At 39.4% G+C, this 17,131-nt stretch carries 16 protein-coding genes; 10 read left to right on the plus strand and 6 right to left on the minus strand.

Annotated elements, in window-relative coordinates; translation table 11 throughout:
• Window positions 1-20: 20 nt before the first annotated feature.
• From FHR28_RS20225 to FHR28_RS20240, 4 genes are all read left to right on the plus strand, one after another.
• Complete coding sequence (locus tag FHR28_RS20225; RefSeq protein WP_056516160.1) at window positions 21-1,091, plus strand: microcin C ABC transporter permease YejB; 1,071 nt, start codon at window positions 21-23, stop codon at window positions 1,089-1,091.
• Window positions 1,091-2,107, plus strand: a complete 1,017-nt coding sequence (locus FHR28_RS20230) for an ABC transporter permease (RefSeq protein ID WP_166783406.1) — start codon at window positions 1,091-1,093, stop codon at window positions 2,105-2,107. Before FHR28_RS20225 ends, FHR28_RS20230 begins: the two co-directional genes overlap by 1 nt.
• Window positions 2,079-3,674 carry a dipeptide ABC transporter ATP-binding protein gene (locus FHR28_RS20235; protein WP_166783407.1) on the plus strand — a complete coding sequence of 532 codons (1,596 nt, stop codon included), beginning with the start codon at window positions 2,079-2,081 and terminating at the stop codon, window positions 3,672-3,674. Before FHR28_RS20230 ends, FHR28_RS20235 begins: the two co-directional genes overlap by 29 nt.
• A gap of 132 nt (window positions 3,675-3,806) precedes the next feature.
• Complete coding sequence (locus FHR28_RS20240; protein ID WP_034614284.1) at window positions 3,807-5,051, plus strand: NADH:flavin oxidoreductase/NADH oxidase family protein; 1,245 nt, start codon at window positions 3,807-3,809, stop codon at window positions 5,049-5,051.
• Between the two features lie 450 nt (window positions 5,052-5,501).
• On the opposite strand, the gene FHR28_RS20245 is transcribed toward FHR28_RS20240, so the two are convergent.
• From FHR28_RS20245 to map, 3 genes are all read right to left on the minus strand, one after another.
• Window positions 5,502-6,728, minus strand: a complete 1,227-nt coding sequence (locus tag FHR28_RS20245; RefSeq protein ID WP_166783408.1) for an MFS transporter — start codon at window positions 6,726-6,728, stop codon at window positions 5,502-5,504.
• 129 nt (window positions 6,729-6,857) lie between these two features.
• Window positions 6,858-7,907, minus strand: coding sequence for an OmpW family outer membrane protein (locus FHR28_RS20250; RefSeq protein WP_004722031.1), 1,050 nt, complete (start codon window positions 7,905-7,907; stop codon window positions 6,858-6,860).
• A gap of 328 nt (window positions 7,908-8,235) precedes the next feature.
• Window positions 8,236-9,063 (minus strand): type I methionyl aminopeptidase, encoded by an 828-nt coding sequence (gene map / locus FHR28_RS20255; protein ID WP_004722029.1) that lies wholly within the window; start codon window positions 9,061-9,063, stop codon window positions 8,236-8,238.
• A 219-nt stretch (window positions 9,064-9,282) separates the two neighbouring features.
• On the opposite strand from map, the gene rpsB reads away from it, so the two are divergent.
• From rpsB to FHR28_RS20285, 6 genes are all read left to right on the plus strand, one after another.
• On the plus strand, window positions 9,283-10,035 hold the full coding sequence (gene rpsB, locus FHR28_RS20260; RefSeq protein WP_004722027.1) for a 30S ribosomal protein S2: 753 nt from the start codon (window positions 9,283-9,285) through the stop codon (window positions 10,033-10,035).
• A 139-nt stretch (window positions 10,036-10,174) separates the two neighbouring features.
• The gene (gene tsf, locus FHR28_RS20265) at window positions 10,175-11,050 is read left to right on the plus strand and encodes a translation elongation factor Ts (RefSeq protein WP_004722025.1); all 876 of its coding nucleotides are present in this window, start codon (window positions 10,175-10,177) and stop codon (window positions 11,048-11,050) included.
• A gap of 157 nt (window positions 11,051-11,207) precedes the next feature.
• Window positions 11,208-11,768, plus strand: a complete 561-nt coding sequence (locus FHR28_RS20270; RefSeq protein ID WP_166783409.1) for a DUF3465 domain-containing protein — start codon at window positions 11,208-11,210, stop codon at window positions 11,766-11,768.
• A 129-nt stretch (window positions 11,769-11,897) separates the two neighbouring features.
• On the plus strand, window positions 11,898-12,719 hold the full coding sequence (locus tag FHR28_RS20275) for an AraC family transcriptional regulator (protein ID WP_166783410.1): 822 nt from the start codon (window positions 11,898-11,900) through the stop codon (window positions 12,717-12,719).
• A 121-nt stretch (window positions 12,720-12,840) separates the two neighbouring features.
• Complete coding sequence (locus FHR28_RS20280; RefSeq protein ID WP_166783411.1) at window positions 12,841-13,587, plus strand: AzlC family ABC transporter permease; 747 nt, start codon at window positions 12,841-12,843, stop codon at window positions 13,585-13,587.
• Complete coding sequence (locus tag FHR28_RS20285; protein WP_166783412.1) at window positions 13,584-13,898, plus strand: AzlD domain-containing protein; 315 nt, start codon at window positions 13,584-13,586, stop codon at window positions 13,896-13,898. Before FHR28_RS20280 ends, FHR28_RS20285 begins: the two co-directional genes overlap by 4 nt.
• A gap of 50 nt (window positions 13,899-13,948) precedes the next feature.
• On the opposite strand, the gene FHR28_RS20290 is transcribed toward FHR28_RS20285, so the two are convergent.
• From FHR28_RS20290 to FHR28_RS20300, 3 genes are all read right to left on the minus strand, one after another.
• Complete coding sequence (locus FHR28_RS20290) at window positions 13,949-14,395, minus strand: DUF962 domain-containing protein (RefSeq protein ID WP_004722016.1); 447 nt, start codon at window positions 14,393-14,395, stop codon at window positions 13,949-13,951.
• Between the two features lie 118 nt (window positions 14,396-14,513).
• Complete coding sequence (locus FHR28_RS20295; RefSeq protein WP_166783413.1) at window positions 14,514-15,284, minus strand: DUF4850 domain-containing protein; 771 nt, start codon at window positions 15,282-15,284, stop codon at window positions 14,514-14,516.
• A gap of 29 nt (window positions 15,285-15,313) precedes the next feature.
• Window positions 15,314-17,101, minus strand: coding sequence for an amidohydrolase (locus FHR28_RS20300; protein ID WP_166783414.1), 1,788 nt, complete (start codon window positions 17,099-17,101; stop codon window positions 15,314-15,316).
• Window positions 17,102-17,131: the final 30 nt, after the last annotated feature.

Genomic DNA, 17,131 nt, shown 5'->3' on the forward strand with positions numbered 1-17,131 from the left:
TCATAAGGAACATCGTTTCAATGGGCACATATATACTCAAAAGGCTGTTACTGATCATCCCAACATTGTTCTTTGTTCTCTTGATCAATTTTGTTGTGGTTCAAATTGCACCTGGTGGGCCTGTTGAACAAGCCATTCAACAAGCGGAAAACTTCCAAGGGGTCAACATGACTGCTGGGGGGCTATCATCTTCGGTCAATAACCATGAGTATCGTGGTGCACAGGGCTTAAGCGAAGATATGGTCGATAAAATCAAACAGCAGTATGGTTTTGATCGACCTGCACATGAACGATTCTGGTTGATGTTAAAAAATTATTTAGCTTTAGATTTTGGTACAAGTTTTTTTAAAGATAAGCCGGTGACTGAGCTGTTATGGGAAAAAATGCCAGTTACCATTTCCTTGGGGGCGTGGAGCACTTTTTTGATTTATTTAATCTCAATTCCTTTAGGGATTAAAAAAGCCAAGCAGCATGGCTTATTTTTTGATAAATCAACCTCATTACTTTTGGCTGTGGGCTATGCCGTTCCCGCTTTTGTATTTGCAATATTGTTGATCGTGTTTTTTGCTGGTGGTTCTTATTTACAATGGTTTCCGTTACAAGGCTTTGTTTCAGACAACTTTCACAGTCTCAATCTATTTGAAAAAATAGCAGATTATTTTTGGCACATGGCTTTACCTTTGCTGGCCATGGTGTTGGGTGGATTTGCAAGTTTAACCTATCTGACAAAATATTCATTTATGGAAGAGCTCAATAAGCAGTATGTGCTGGCAGCACGAGCAAAAGGCTTAACTGAAAATGATGTGTTATATAAACACGTATTTCGCAATGCATTGTTGGTGATTGTTGCCGGCTTGCCTGAAGTATTGGTTGGGGTGTTCTTTGTTGGAAATCTACTGATTGAAATTATTTTTAATTTGGATGGACTCGGCTTGCTAGGTTTTGAAGCCGTGCAACAACGTGATTATCCGGTGATTTTTGGTGCTTTGTTCTTTCTGACCTTGTTTGGGCTGATTTTACGTTTAATCTGTGATGTGATTTATCGTGTGATTGATCCGCGAATTGATTTTGAATCGAGAGGTGCAAAATAATGTCACCGATCATGCAAGTACGAATACAGAAATTTAAGAAAAATCGCTTGGGTTTTGTCTGTTTCATCGTATTTATTGTTTTATTTATTCTTTCAATTTCTGCTGAATTTATTGCCAATGATAAGCCCTTATTGGTCAAATACGATCAGCATTATTACCTGCCAGTTTTAAAGGCTTATCCTGAAACACATTTTGGTGGGGTCTTTGAAACAGAAGCCGATTATCGTGATCCTGTGGTTCAACAGTTGATTGATGAAAAAGGTTGGTCGATTTGGCCACCGGTTCGTTATTCCTACCAAACCCCCAATTTAGATTTAGCCGTTCCTGTTCCTTCGCCACCCACCGCACAAAACTGGTTAGGTACAGATGATCAAGGGCGTGATGTATTTGCCCGTATTCTTTATGGTCTACGCATATCACTGTTGTTTGGTTTGGCATTGACACTATTTGCTGCATTTATTGGAATTATTGTTGGGGCGATACAGGGTTATTATGGCGGATGGGTGGATTTAATTGGGCAACGTCTGCTTGAAGTTTGGGGTGGTTTACCGACGTTATTTATGGTGATCATCTTGGTCAGTATATTTACCCCGAGTGTCTATTGGCTATTTTTGATTATGTTGATTTTTGGCTGGACAGAGTTGGTCGGTATAGTCCGTGCAGAATTTCTTCGCGCCCGTCATTTAGATTATGTTCAAGCAGCACGTGCCTTAGGGGTGAGTGATTTGGTGATTATGTTCCGACATATCTTGCCCAATGTGATCAGTTCAAGTTTATCTCAACTTCCATTTATGCTGACTGCAAATATCACCGCACTTACTGCATTGGATTTTTTGGGTTATGGGCTACCACCAGATGCAGCCTCCCTTGGCGAATTATTACTACAAGGTAAAAATAATTTAAATGCGCCGTGGCTGGCTTTATCTGGATTTTTTACTTTGGCCTTGGTGCTATCTTTATTGATTTATATTGGGGAGGCGACACGCGATGCATTCGATTCAAGACGTCAAAAATGATCCATCTTTGTTGTTGTCTGTCCAACATCTGCATATTGAAAATCAGCGTAAAGAGGTGCTGGTCAATAATCTTAACTTTGACCTACATGTCGGGGAAACTGTTGCGATTGTCGGGGAGAGTGGTTCAGGCAAATCAATCAGTGGTTTGGCCTTACTTGGCTTACTTCCTGAAAATTTAATTGTGACTGGACAAGCATTATATGATGAGCAAAACCTATTGTCTCTTAATCAAAATGCGCATTTGGCGATCCGTGGTAAAAAAATTGCCATGATTTTTCAAGAACCGATGACTGCACTCAACCCGTTACACAAGGTTGAGCGGATTATTGGTGAGACTTTACTTTTAGATGGAATGTCTAAGGAAAAAGTCAGAAAACGTGTCTATGACTTATTGTGTGATGTCGGAATGGACGAACCTGAGGATAAGTTGAATCGTTATCCACATGAGTTATCAGGTGGTCAACGACAACGTGTTTTGATTGCATCCGTTTTGGCACAAAAGCCTGAAATTATTATCGCGGATGAGCCGACAACAGCTTTAGATGTCACATTACAATCTCAAGTTTTAAACTTATTACAACTGCTTATTCTAAACCATAAAATGGCCATGATTTTGGTTAGTCATGACTTGAATTTGGTGCGTAAATATGCCAATCAAGTGATTGTGATGAATCAGGGGCAGGTTGAAGAAAAAGGCACGGTTCGAAATATTTTTCAAAACCCTAAAGCCAGCTATACCCAATATTTATTGGATCATGATTTTGGTGAAGCCAATGCTTTACCGCATAAACGTAATTTAGTTTTATCACTACACCGTGTTGGGGTGAAATTTCCAATAAGAAAGGGCATATTTAATCGAGTTAAAGATTATTTTGTTGCTGTTCAACCGATCAATTTACGTTTAGATCGCGCTGAGTCCATCGGGATTGTTGGAGAAAGCGGTTCTGGTAAAACTTCTTTGGCACTGGCAATCGCACGACTTATACAGTGCTCAGGCAATGTTTTCCTACTCAATCAGGACTTGAACCGATTAAGCCAGCGTAAATTACGCCCACTGCGATCCAATTTTCAAATTGTATTTCAAGATCCGTTAAGCAGTTTAAATCCACGTATGACTGTAGATCAGATTATTCGAGAGGGCTTGGCACTAAAACACCTAAAAGAAGCTGAAATGTTGATTCGTATCAATGAAATTTTAGACAAAGTAGATCTCCCGATAACAGTTAAACAGCGTTATCCGCATGAATTGTCTGGCGGTCAACGGCAACGTGTGGCTTTAGCACGTGCTGTGGTATTACGCCCTAAATTACTGATTCTCGATGAACCAACCTCAGCACTTGACCGGACCACACAGCGTGCGATTGTAAAATTACTGCGTCAGTTGCAACAGGATTATCAAATGAGTTATTTGTTTATTAGTCATGATTTGCAGGTGGTAAAAGCACTTTGTCAGAAAGTTTTGGTATTAAAAGATGCTAAAGTTATCGAGTTTCAAGACACTCAAGCCTTATTTGATAAACCTTTAAATGACTATACCAAGCGATTAATTGCAGCGAGTCAGTATTAATGCTGTATAGATGATTGTGGTTCAAAAAATATTCACATTAACAAAGTTGACAAAATGCATTGTCAGATTTACGCTTGAACTATTATAAATTTAAATTAGAGTAAAAGCTCTAATCACTAAAGAGATTTGACCATGAGCCATCTTGCACAAGCATTAGAAATAAAAAACACGCGATTTAAAAACCGAATCATTAAAGGTGCGATGAGTGAAGCATTGGCCAATCATGCAGGGCAACCGAACCAATTGCATTTAGGTTTATATGATGCTTGGGGGAAAGGCGGTTTAGGTTGTGCCATTACGGGTAATGTGATGGTTGATTTCCGTGCGAAGAATGAGCCGGGTGTTGTTGTAGTTGAAACTGAGCGTGATCTTGCCAAACTGACTGAATGGGCAAATGTGGGTAAAAAGCACGGGATGGTACAACTGATTCAGTTATCACATCCAGGTCGCCAGTGTCCAAAAGGACTCAATAAAGAAACAGTGGCACCTTCAGCAGTGCCTTTTAGTCCAATGTTGGCAACGACATTTGGTACACCACGTGCACTTAATGAAGCAGAAATTTTGGATATCATTCAACGATTTGCTGAAGCTGCGCGGATCTGTGAAAAAGCAGGTTTTGAAGGTGTACAGTTACATGGTGCACATGGTTATTTGATCAGTCAATTTCTTTCACCATTGACCAATAAACGTCAAGATCAATGGGGCGGTTCAATTGAAAACCGTATGCGTTTCTTATTAGAAATTTATGCTGCAGTGCGTGCTAAAACCTCAGAAAACTTTATTATTTCAGTCAAACTGAACTCTGCAGATTTCCAGCGTGGTGGAATCACAGAAGAAGAAGTGGTTCAAGTATTTAAAGCCATTGATACAGCAGGGATCGATTTGATCGAAATTTCTGGTGGTACCTATGAAGCACCAGCAATGGCAGGCGCAAAAGCGGATAAACGTAAGCAAAGTACGATTGCACGTGAAGCATATTTCTTAGATTTTGCAGAAAAAATTCGTAAAGAGGTCAAATGTCATCTTATGGTGACAGGTGGTTTCCGTACAGCGCAAGGAATGAATGCGGCTTTAGACAGTGGTGCGTGTGAATTTATTGGGATTGCACGTCCTCTTGCGGTAGAACCTGAAGTCAGCAACAACTTGATTGCTGGTCAGGACGTTCGATATGCAGTAGAACAAATCAAAACTGGTATCCCTTTTGTTGATAAAATGGCGATCATGGAAATTCTGTGGTATGCCGCGCAGTTTAAAGCGATTGGTGAAGGGAAGAAGCCAAATCCTAAGCTTTCTCCACTCAAGGTTTTCTTTAATTATGCAAAAAATAATATCAAGGCAGTGATCCAAGGACGAGTAAACTCGCGAAAATCAGCCTAATAAAGATTGGGAAAAGCGTAGTCGCGACTTAGAAAATTGATTTTAAGGTTGCTTCTGGTCTGCTTTAGACCAATACGATTTAAATGTGTCAGCAGGCCATTGTCCTTTCACTAAAGCCGTTTGAAAGGCGGGTCTGCTTTCTATTTGCAGAAGATAGCGCTGAATTTCAGTGAACTTTTGATATCTTGGGTGAAGTTCAAAACAGACTTTGTTTCAACAAGGTTTAAATTAAAAATGTTGAACGGCTTATTATTACAAAACAAAGCCCTAAAAGACGTTAGGGCTTTGAAAGAAAGCAATCAATCTAGGTATTGGACAATGGGTTAATGCGCACAAAAAGCCATATTAAAATATTCAAATAATTCAGGCGTGTTCAACCACAGCATACTTGACAGCCCGAACAGAATAACAATAACCAACCAGATACTGAGCTTGAACCACGAGAATGAGTTAGTCATTAACCACAGCCTCTTCATTAACAAAGAAATGCACAATAACACCAACTATACACAAGGCAATTGAGCATCCCCAAATGATGTTGTAGTTACCCGTTATATCATGATTTAAACCGCCTAGCCATCCACCAAAAAAAGAACCGATTTGGTGAGTGAAAAACACCAGACCACTTAGCATGGTTAAGTATTTCACACCAAACATATTGGCCACAATACCATTGGTTAGGGGTACAGTCGAAAGCCATAAAATCCCCATAACGATACCAAAGGCGTAAACAGTCCAAATACTCAATGGCAGCATGAGAAAGGCAATAATCGCAATGCCACGTAAACCATATAAACCCATAAGCAGATGCGGTTTAGAATACTTGCCACCAAGCCAACCTGCGGTATAAGTCCCGATAATATTAAATAGACCAACCAATGCGAGAAAGATCGTTCCAGTGGAGGCATCAAAACCATGATCAATCAAATAACCTGGCAGGTGAATGCCTAAAAAAACCACTTGGAACCCACACACTGAGAAACCAAAGGCCAACCATAAAAAGGGTTTATGCTTAAAGGCAATTTTAAGAATCTGTTTAAAGCTTAAATTGGGTTTTATCGCTTGTTTAATTGCATTTGGTGGTACATATATGGGTGCCTTAAGCATCCATGCCAATGGAACAATCAACACAATGAGCATTGCTGTAATGACCAATGCAGATGACCAGCCGAAATTTTTAATGAGAAGCAGGGTGGTTGGCAACATAATGAATTGCCCAAATGAACCAGCTGCACTGGCAATACCCATTGCCATACTACGCTTGCTTGGATGCGCTGCTCGTCCTACGGCTGAAAGTAATACCGAGAATGATGTTGCAGAGAGGGCTAAACCAATAATTAAGCCGACACTGATATCCAGTAACAGCACATTTGAACTGATAGACATTAACAATAGGCCAATGGTGTAGAGCACCCCGCCTATCGCAACAATCTTCTTACTTCCATACCTATCTGCAAGCGCACCAGTAAAAGGTTGTACTGCGCCCCAGAATAGATTTTGTATGGCAATGGCTAAACTAAAAACCTGATGACTCCAACCAAACTCATGGCTCATGGGTACAAGATAAAGCCCAAAACCATGACGTACACCTAAAGAGAGTGCCAGAATAAAAGCACTTCCAATAAGCATATAAATGAGTGGTTTAGAGAAACGCGTGTCGTCCTGTTGTACTGACATAAGCTATCCATTGAATCATCATATGAGAATTGTAGATGATTCAATGGGACTTAGCGATAGAATAAAAATTTATCAATCGATAAATTTTAGTGATCAGTCAGCACATTTTAATGAAAATAAATTTAGCTTTTAGAAGCGATAACCCACACCAACATAAGTAATCAGAGGATCAATATCAATTTTGGTTTTGGCTGTGACAAGTTGTTTGTTGGTATTTGAGTCTGAAATGGTAATGGTCGCATCACTACTCATTGGTGCATAAGTGACAGAGCCTACTCCAAACCAGCGATCATTAAAATCATAGGTTGCACCCAGTGTTGCCATTGGTGCCCAAGCATCATCTGCTTCTACTTTAACTACAGGATTTGCAGATGATTTTTTGCCATCTAGTGCTGCTCCAGCCTGTCCATCTAATACGTTCTGGATCATGTGACCTGCTGCAATCAGATCGTCTTTTACGCCATTATCGACTTTTAGGTGAGTAAAATGTGCATACATGACACCTACACCAACATAAGGCCGAAGTTTATTTACACCAGATTTACCAAATTGATAATGTAGTTCTGCCGCTGGCAACCATGCAGTTGCAGATGCTGCTTTTGAATGTTTTGTTAAATCAGTAATTGCAATATCTTTTTTCAAGTCAATACTGCCAAGTGGTGTAGAATCTTTACCGGTCAATGGTGCATAGATTTGGCCTTTGCCTTCTATCTCAACTTTAGGCGGAACACCTGCTTTAAACTCTAATGAAAGATTATCAGTGAAGTAGTAATTTCCCATCAGACCAAAAGTATCAACATCTTTTGCTGTTAGACCAGTGCCTTCAGAGGTCCAACTGGATAGACCATTGACTGTGGCTGTGCCCGTTAAAGCGCCAGGAATCGTGTCACCCAAAAGGCCGATTGCGCCATAAAGAAAAGGATTGGATTCTTTAACTGCTGCGTCTAAAACTGCTTTTTTAGAAATATCACCTACTTTAGATTGTGTTCCTTCTGCAACGGCAGTATTCACTTTGATAGGATTAGCGTTACCCTGTGGCATTGCATGTAGCCAACCTGCTGAAACAGAAAAGCGTTTAAATCCATCACCATCTTTCAGACTAAAATAAGGTGAATCTGCATGCGCCATCATCGGTAAAGTCATGCATGAGGTCATGATGCAAAGTAATGATTTTTTCATAGGTTTGGACTCCATGTCCGTAATTGATACTAATTTTTATGCGTTTTTATTATTAGAAGTTTTTGCTGTTAATTAATGTAGTCTTTACAAAGGCTTTTTTTAAGTGAATGTTCTTTTTTTAATGTTTTATTTATCGTAGGTTTATAAATGTAATACAACTGTAATCATGTTGTCATGATATTACAAGCAAAAAATAGACCATAATCAATACTAAAAATAACGATAAAACATTGACTTGGCAGACAAGGCAAAACTCAAGCCATAAAAAAGGCCATATAAATATGACCTTTTGTTAAGCAGCATAAGTCATTTTAGTCAATGACTTTCGTTATTTTTGAAAACGAGATAGATCTTCTTCAGGGCGTGCGGTTAAAACTTCTACACCGTCTTTGGTCACCAGCAGGGTATGTTCATATTGAGCTGAAAGACTATGGTCTTTGGTCACCACCGTCCATTTATCACCCATTAAACGTGTTTGCCAAACACCAGCGTTGACCATTGGTTCAATGGTAAAGGTCATACCTTCTTCTAAAACCATGCCTGAATTGGGTTGACCATAGTGAAGGACTTGAGGCTCATCATGGAATACCGTACCAATACCATGACCACAGTATTCACGCACTACACTAAAGCGTTCTGATTCAACATATTTTTGAATCGCTGCGCCAATATCACCAATGGTTGAACCCGGTTTCACCGTTTCCATACCACGATACATTGCTTCTTGAGCAACTTTACACAAACGTTCAGCAATAATCGATGTTTCACCACCAACCACATACATCATATTGGTATCGCCGTGATAACCATCTTTAATCACAGTCACATCAATATTGAGAATATCGCCTTTCTTTAAAATTTTACTTGCAGATGGAATACCGTGACATACCACATGATTTACAGAGGTACAAATCACATGTTGGAATGCAGGGCGACCTGGCGCAGCGCCATAACCTAAACATGCTGGTATAGCGTCTTGTTTGTTGACAATATAGTCATGACAAATCGTATCCAATTCAAGTGTACTGACACCTGGTTTGATATGCGGTTTGATCATATCCAAAACTTCTGCAGCCAATCGACCTGCAACACGCATCTTTTCAATTTCATCTGCGGTTTTGATTAATCGACGTGGTGCTTCGTAAGTACTGTTCATGATCTTTAAAAACTTTTGGAAATTTGTATGTGACTATGGTATAAATAGCCGCCCAATTTATCAAATGCTTTCTGTGACTTTCTTTGTGAATGGTTTATGGAAATATTGATAAGGGTAATTTAAAAATCCGCACATATGTCGTCACATTACTCTGGGTGCCTGAAAGGGTGGAGAATGCGGACATATGGAGGCCTAACCCAAACTTTTAAGGTAAAGAAAATGGCAGATTACAACGTAAGCATGCGCGACCTTCTTCAAGCTGGCGCGCACTTTGGTCACCAAACTCGCTTCTGGAACCCAAAAATGCGTCAATACATTTTTGGTGCGCGTAACCGTATTCACATCATCAACCTTGAACATACTGTTCCTGCGTTAAATGATGCTTTGAATTTTGTTAACAATCTAGCAAGCAAAAAGAACAAAGTATTGTTCGTTGGTACAAAACGTGCTGCTTCTAACATCATTCGTGAACAAGCTCAACGCGCTGGTCAGCCTTATGTTGATCACCGTTGGTTGGGTGGTATGTTGACTAACTGGAAAACTCTTCGTCAGTCAATCAACCGTTTGAAAGATCTTCAAACTCAATCACAAGATGGTACTTTTGCTAAACTTACTAAACGTGAAGCATTAGAACGCGCTCGTGAAATGGAAAAACTTGAACGCTCTTTAGGCGGTGTTAAGAACATGGGTGGTTTACCTGACGCATTGTTCATCATCGACGTTGATCACGAAGCAATCGCGATTAAAGAAGCTAAAAACCTTGGTATTCCAGTAATCGGTATCGTTGATACAAACTCTAACCCAGATAACGTAGATTTCGTTATTCCTGGTAATGACGATGCGATCCGTGCTGTTACACTTTATGCTTCTGCAATGGCTGATGCAATTCTTGCTGGTAAAGAATACGCTCAAACTCAAGCGAATGCTCAAGCTAAAGGCGAAGAAGCTGCGAAAGAAGCTCCTGAGGCTTAATGCGTTTTGACGCAAGCTTGTCATTTTTGTGATTTAAAATGATGACAAATTGAGCGTCGAGAAAGCAAAGCGGCCCAGAGGAACCTTTGGGCCGTTTTTGTTGAACAGATTCATATTCTACCGTATTTAGGAGAACAACATGACTGCAGTTACTGCGAGCATGGTAAAAGAATTACGTGACCGTACTGGTCTTGCAATGATGGAATGCAAAAAAGCATTAACAGAAGCAGACGGTGACATCGAATTAGCGATTGATAATCTTCGTAAATCAGGTCAAGCAAAAGCAGCTAAAAAAGCTGGTAACATTGCTGCTGATGGCGCGATCACAATTGCTCAAGAAGGTAATAAAGCAATTCTTTTAGAAGTAAACTGTCAAACTGACTTCGTTGCGAAAGACGAAAACTTTGCTGGTTTCTCTGCGAAAGTTGCTGCTGCTGCACTTGCTGCTGGTGTAACTGATGCTGCTCAAATTGCTGAATTGAAACTTGAAGATGGTTCAACTGTTGAAGAAGCTCGTATTGCGCTTGTTCAAAAAATCGGTGAAAACATCCAAGTTCGTCGTGCTGCAATTGTTGAAGGTGAAAACCTTGCAGTTTACAAACACGGTTTAAAAATCGGTGTTGTTGTTTCTTACACAGGTTCTGCTGAAACTGGTAAAGGTATTGCAATGCACGTTGCTGCGTTCAACCCAGTTGCTGTAACTGCTGAAGATGTTTCTGCTGATCTTATCGCGAAAGAGAAAGAAATTGCTGAAGCTAAAGCGATTGAATCTGGTAAGCCAGCAAACATCGTTGAAAAAATGGTGACTGGTTCAGTTGAAAAATACTTGAACGAAGTTGTTCTTGAGCGTCAACAATACGTAATCGACAACGACAAAAAAGTTGCTGAAGTATTGAAAGCGACTGCAACAACTGTAGCTCAATTCGTTCGCTTCGAAGTAGGTGAAGGTATTGAGAAGAAAGCTGAAATGAGCTTTGCAGAAGAAGTTGCGGCTGCTCAAGCGGCTGCTAAATAATTTTTACTCACTGAGTATAATTATTGAAAACCCCTCCTTAGAGGGGTTTTTTTTGTCTGTAATTTAATTGAAGTAGATTCAGAAGAATTAATTCATACATATCTAAAAGATTATTCTTTTATAATTCCACAATGAACATTGATTAGACTCAAACTTTATGGCAAATAAAACTCAACTTGGTATTGGTGCTGTAATCGCAGTGATCGTCGCAGCTTATCTAGGCGTTGATCTTAATCAACAAAAAAATCAAGCAACTGAATCCTCTAAAGTTGAATCGATCGATCAGCAAAACAATCATTCACAAGACAATACACAGCATGTGAATGAGCAAAGTAAAGATAACCAATTTAACGATAAGCCGTCTGCCAATAGTCAAAATCAAAATGGTCTTGAGGTTATTCGAAAAGCCTATGATGCAAAACTCAGTAATGTTCAAGTACAGTCCATAGGTCGAGTAAAAGCCGTGTTGCGTGATGATAATGAAGGTTCGCGCCATCAAAAATTTATTCTTGCACTGGATAATGGCTTAACTGTACTGGTTGCACATAATATTGATTTAGCACCCCGTATCGATAATTTACGCAAAGGTGATACTGTCGAATTTTTTGGCGAATATGAATATAGCAATCAAGGTGGTGTAATGCATTGGACACACCATGATCCAAAGCGTCGCCATCAAGATGGTTGGCTAAAACATAATGGAAAAACCTATCAGTAATCTATTGGTTATTTTCTTAGGTGCACAAAAGATTAGGTCTTGTTTAAACGTATAGATAGCAATTTTGTTCTATACGCTTTTTATAAACATGCTATTTTTAAATTATTATCAAAAGTCTGAATAGAAAAAATGCAGGAGTGGGCAAGCTACTTTCACCTAAAAGAATTGGGTGGATTAGAGTTGTTAAAAGCACAGTATCACCATAAGCAATTTTCAAAGCATGTGCATGAAGGTTATTGTATTGGTGTGATTGAAGATGGTGCACAGAGTTTTTATCGGACTGGGCAGTTACATACAGCACCGAAGGGTGACATTATTTTAGTCAATGCTGATGAAATTCATACAGGTTCATCTGCTGTCGAGTCAGGCTGGAAATACCGTGCAATTTACCCAACGCCAGAAATGTTGTTAGATGCAGGGCAAGATTTTTTTAGTGTTAAAAATAGCGTACCGTGGTTCCCACAAGCTGTTGTGCAAGATGTTGGATTGGCACAGCAACTCTGTTTACTTTTTGATTTATTAGAACAAAAAGAAAATACTTTACTGAAAGAGAGTATGTATTTATCCACTTTAGCTCGCTTAATCAGTCGCTATGGTCGTGCCAAATTAACACTTGCTGAATTACCAGAAGCACAACGGAAAGTTGAAATAGTTAAAGATTTATTAAGCAGCTTCCCTGAGCATGATTATTCGCTCACTGATTTGGCGACATATGTAGGATTAAGCCCTTGGCATTTTTTACGTGAATTTAAAAAATATACGGGATTACCACCGCATAGCTGGTTGGTTCAGGTCCGCTTACAGAAAGCGCGCCAATTATTAAAACAAGGTCAGAGTATTGCAATGACTGCCCAAAATAGTGGTTTTTCAGATCAAAGTCATTTTAATCGACATTTTAAAAAAGCAGTCGGGGTTACGCCTTCTCAATATTTAAGTACCTTCAATATTTAATAAATGTATCCAGGGATAGCCATTTAAACGTTTACAGCCCCTCACCAAATAGCAATTTCATCCAAGCGATCACTGAGCATTTATAAGATACTGATTAAATTCTTAGATTTGGATTTTGCAAATGAGTGATCAATTTGAATCTTATACTGCCGAGATTGAGCCGAAGTCTAAGCAAAATAAAAAGGCTTTTTTCCAAGGTGTGGTCGATATTTTACCTTTATCTATCGCCGTACTGCCTTGGGGTATTCTGGCTGGCTCAATGGCAATCAATGCTGGATTAAGCTTTGCACAAGCATTCTCAATGTCCGCTGTTGTATTTGCAGGTGCAGCACAGTTGGTAAGTTTAGGTTTAGTCATGTCACATGCATCTGCCTTGACGATTATGATTACGGTATTTTTCTTAACCAGTCAGCATTTAATTTATGCGCTTAATTTTCGTCAAGATGTCAGTCATTTTCCGTTTAAGCAACGCATATTAATTGGCTTCTTGCTGACAGATGAACTGTTTGCTGTCGGCATTGGCAAAGATAAACAGCGCAGCTTTGCTTATTTGTTTGGTGCTGGGCTGTGTTTTTATTTGGCTTGGTGCCTATTTAGTGTGTTAGGAATTGTACTGGCTAAATCAATTCCAAATTTAGAAAGCTTACATTTAGATTTTTCAATTGTTGCGGTATTTATTTTGATTATTGTGCCGATGGTGAAAAATAGCGCAACTTTGGTAGGCGTTATGTGTACCTTGCTATCTGCCTGTATTTTTAAATATTTTCAATTTGAAGGGGGCATTGTGCTATCCGGGATTTTGGGGATGTTTAGTGCGATGTGTACGGCAAAGATCGTTGGAGTAAAAAATATAGGCGTAGCAAAATGACATGGACTTTATTGTTAACTTTGGCAGGCATTGTATTGATTAACCGTTACTTTTTCTTGGAACCTAAAATCGCCCTGAAATTACCTCGTGTGATTGGAAATATGTTGCAGTATTCAGCACCATGTTTGCTGACTGCAATTTGTGCACCAATTGTATTTTTTAATGGAGAGCAATTCCGTGCATTGCCTTTGGATGCCTATTTTTTAACAGCAATGATCTGTGTTGTTTTAGCACTTATTTCTAAGAAAATTCTAGTCAATTTAGCTTTAAGTTTATTGTGCTTTTACGGGTTATTTTATCTGTTAAATTGAAAAAAATGGAGGGAAAAGCCGAATTGGATTTTCCCTCTGGTTTATTTGCGCTAAAAAGCCAGTTTCTGGCGTGTTTTCCATTTGGGTAGTACTTTACCAAGATAGGCATCCATACACCATACAGGGCCAATGAGGAGGAATTGAAGGTCTTTAAAGAAAGAAGGCTTTTTACCCTCGACTTTGTGACCATAAAATTGACCAATCCAAGCCAAAATAAACACCCCAATATAGAAACCAACACCAACAGGAAGTAAGTAAATGATCCATGCCATGACTGCAATTAATGCGGTCATTGCTACAGCAAGAACAATATCCAAACGGGCATAGAAAACGAGGGTTAGAACCAGAAGTAGTGCGGTAAGCAAAGCACTAAAATGTGCAAGAATTCCAATGATGGCAAATAAAATCGCGGGAACACAAGCCCAATGGATGGCTTTATTGGTTTTGTTTTGATGACTTTCGCTATATTCATCAAACCATTCGGTGATTGTTTTCATTTGGCGCTCCATGCATGTGGTTGGCTATATTTATTTTTGCTGAAAACAATATAAATCAGAATAATGTTTTGGTCAAAATACTGGCTTTAAATAAAACCAAGTGCTGGTCAGGGGGATTTCAATGTGTGGCCTGATAGAAATTTAAAATATCACGTGCCCAGCTTTGGTGTTCTGGTTTAACTGTGACTTTGATTTCCTGAAAATTGGTGACATCGTTGCCATCACTTTCATCGGCATAATAGGCAATCCCATGTGTTTTGTTGGGATAGTTGGGAATTTGATAGCTAAAATACACTTTATTTTTATTGGCTTTGACGATGTTTAGCAGACGATTTTTATCTTCAATGGCACCAAATTCATTGTCTAAACTGAGTTTTTTGACATTGGGGAAATATAAACTTGCGTTATGCATGGCACAGCCAACACAAGCGGAAGAATTATAAATGGTGATGACTTCATCTTTTTTACGGCTTGCCAGCACAGCATACGCAATGCCAGAAGGTCCCATATCCGTGCTGATCACTTGCCATGATAGGGGGACAAGTACAGGACCAATACCCGGCAGTAAGATGATTTTAAAGTTTTTTGCTTGAGTCGCAGATAATGTATAAATGAACTGACATTTCACTTGCTGGGTATTGTTGATCTTACAGACGGCATCATCTTTGTAGAATCCTGTATCGTTAAAAGGATTGGGAATTGCAGCAATATAGGTATCCACTGTTACATTATTGCTGAGTGTGGCTGCGGGGAGTTTTTCAAGTTGGTGTTGTGGGTGAGGTGCTTGGTTGGTTTTTAGATCAGGAAAAGTGGCTTTGAAAATAGCGATATCTCCATAAGCAAAACCACTTAGGCACAATAGTATGATTAAAAATTTCGAATTGAGCATGTCCTATCCCGACTATCCCTTACTGATCCTTATTGGGGACTTTGATAAATCAATTGACCTTCTTTATAGGTTGCCAATATTTTGATGTCTTTAATCTTTTGAGTGGGCACTTTTAATGGGTCTTGATCTATCACCACAAGATCCGCCAATTTACCTTTTTCTAAGGTACCTTTGTCTTTTTCTTCAAAGTATTGGTATGCAGCCCAATCTGTGACTGATTTTAATGCAATATAAGGGCTGACCTTTTGATCCTCACCTAATACATCTCCAGAACGGGTGGTACGATTGACGGTTGCATCAATCACCATCATATTTTTAGGAGGGATGACTGGAGCATCATGGTGTTCAGTAAAAATCATATTTTTTCTTAATGCAGAACCTGTAGGGGAAATTCGGTTGGCACGTTCTGCGCCGAGCGTTTCATGTTTATGCCAATCGCCCCAGTAGTAAGTATGTAATGAGAAGAACGAAGGAATAAGCCCTAATTTCTTGGCTTGATCTAATTGATCCTCACGCATGGTTTGTGCATGAATAATCACATTGCGGCGATCTGCTTGGCCATATTGTGCATTGGCTGTCTCAATAGTTGCGAGATATTGGTCAATTGCAGCATCACCATTGGCATGTGCAAGAATTTGCCAATGGTTCTTATAAGCCAGATTAATTGCATCTTGAACCATTTTTGTATCTGGATAGGCTGGATAACCACGATAGTCTTTAGGTTTTCCCTCTGGTGGGATGAAGTAAGGTTGCGTTAGCCATGCGGTTTTGCCTTGTGGGGAGCCATCTAGGCTGATTTTAACCCCACCAATTCTAAAATGATTTTGATAATTGAGACTACTGCCATTTTTCAGCATGTATTCTTTTTCATTGATGATATCTGGATAAACCACGACATCAATATTCAATTGATTGATGGCCGCAAAACTTCGCCATAATTCAGCTGTACCATGATCAGCACGACCTTCTTGTACAGTGGTATAGCCATTTTTGATATAGGTATTCAATGCTGTTTTTGCCATATTTTGCATGATTTCAGGTGGAACTTTACTAAATGCAGTTGCCATTGCTGAAAAAACAGCCGCTTCTTCAAGTACACCATTTGGCTCTTGAGAATTTGCTTTACGGCGAATAATACCGCCAGTTGGATTTGGGGTATTTTTATTGATGTTTAAAAGTTCAAGAGCCTTATGATTTACAGAGGCTAAGTGTCCTGACTGATGTAAAACAATAATTGGGTGATTGGTGGAAACCAAATCTAAATCATCTGCTGTAGGATGTCGTTTTTCTTTAATTTGGGCGTCATCATAACCATTTCCAATAATCCAGCCTGAGGTTGCTTTGATAAAGTCTGGATTGTTTTGTTGCCACAAAGAAAGTTCACGAATCAATGATGCAATATCTGAAACGTTACCATCGGGCATAGGGTAGAGATTTGCCACAGTTTGCTGTAGACCTACACTATTTAAATGGCTATGTGCATCAATAAAACCAGGCAGCAGGGTATGACTGTTTAAGTTAACCTCTTGGGTATTTTTTTGTTTGAATTTTTGCGCTTGTTTTAAATCACCTGCAAAGACAATTCTTCCATCCTTGACCAGCAACGCTTCGACATAATGGGGTGACATGCCTTGCATGGTTAAAATTGAGCCACCGTAAAATAGCGTGTTTGTTTGCGTCAATGTTGCAAGATCAGCGGGTGTATTCGTGTTTGTTGGAGATACTGTGGTACATGCGCTAAGCGAGCCAAGGCCAATTACGCAAATGATGGGTGCAATTGCACGGACAAGTTTTGATGGGCTACTGATTTGAAACATGAATAATCCCCAAATTTGTTTTATTAAATA

This window comes from Acinetobacter sp. BIGb0196, assembly GCF_011759595.1.
Classification (GTDB): domain Bacteria; phylum Pseudomonadota; class Gammaproteobacteria; order Pseudomonadales; family Moraxellaceae; genus Acinetobacter; species Acinetobacter guillouiae.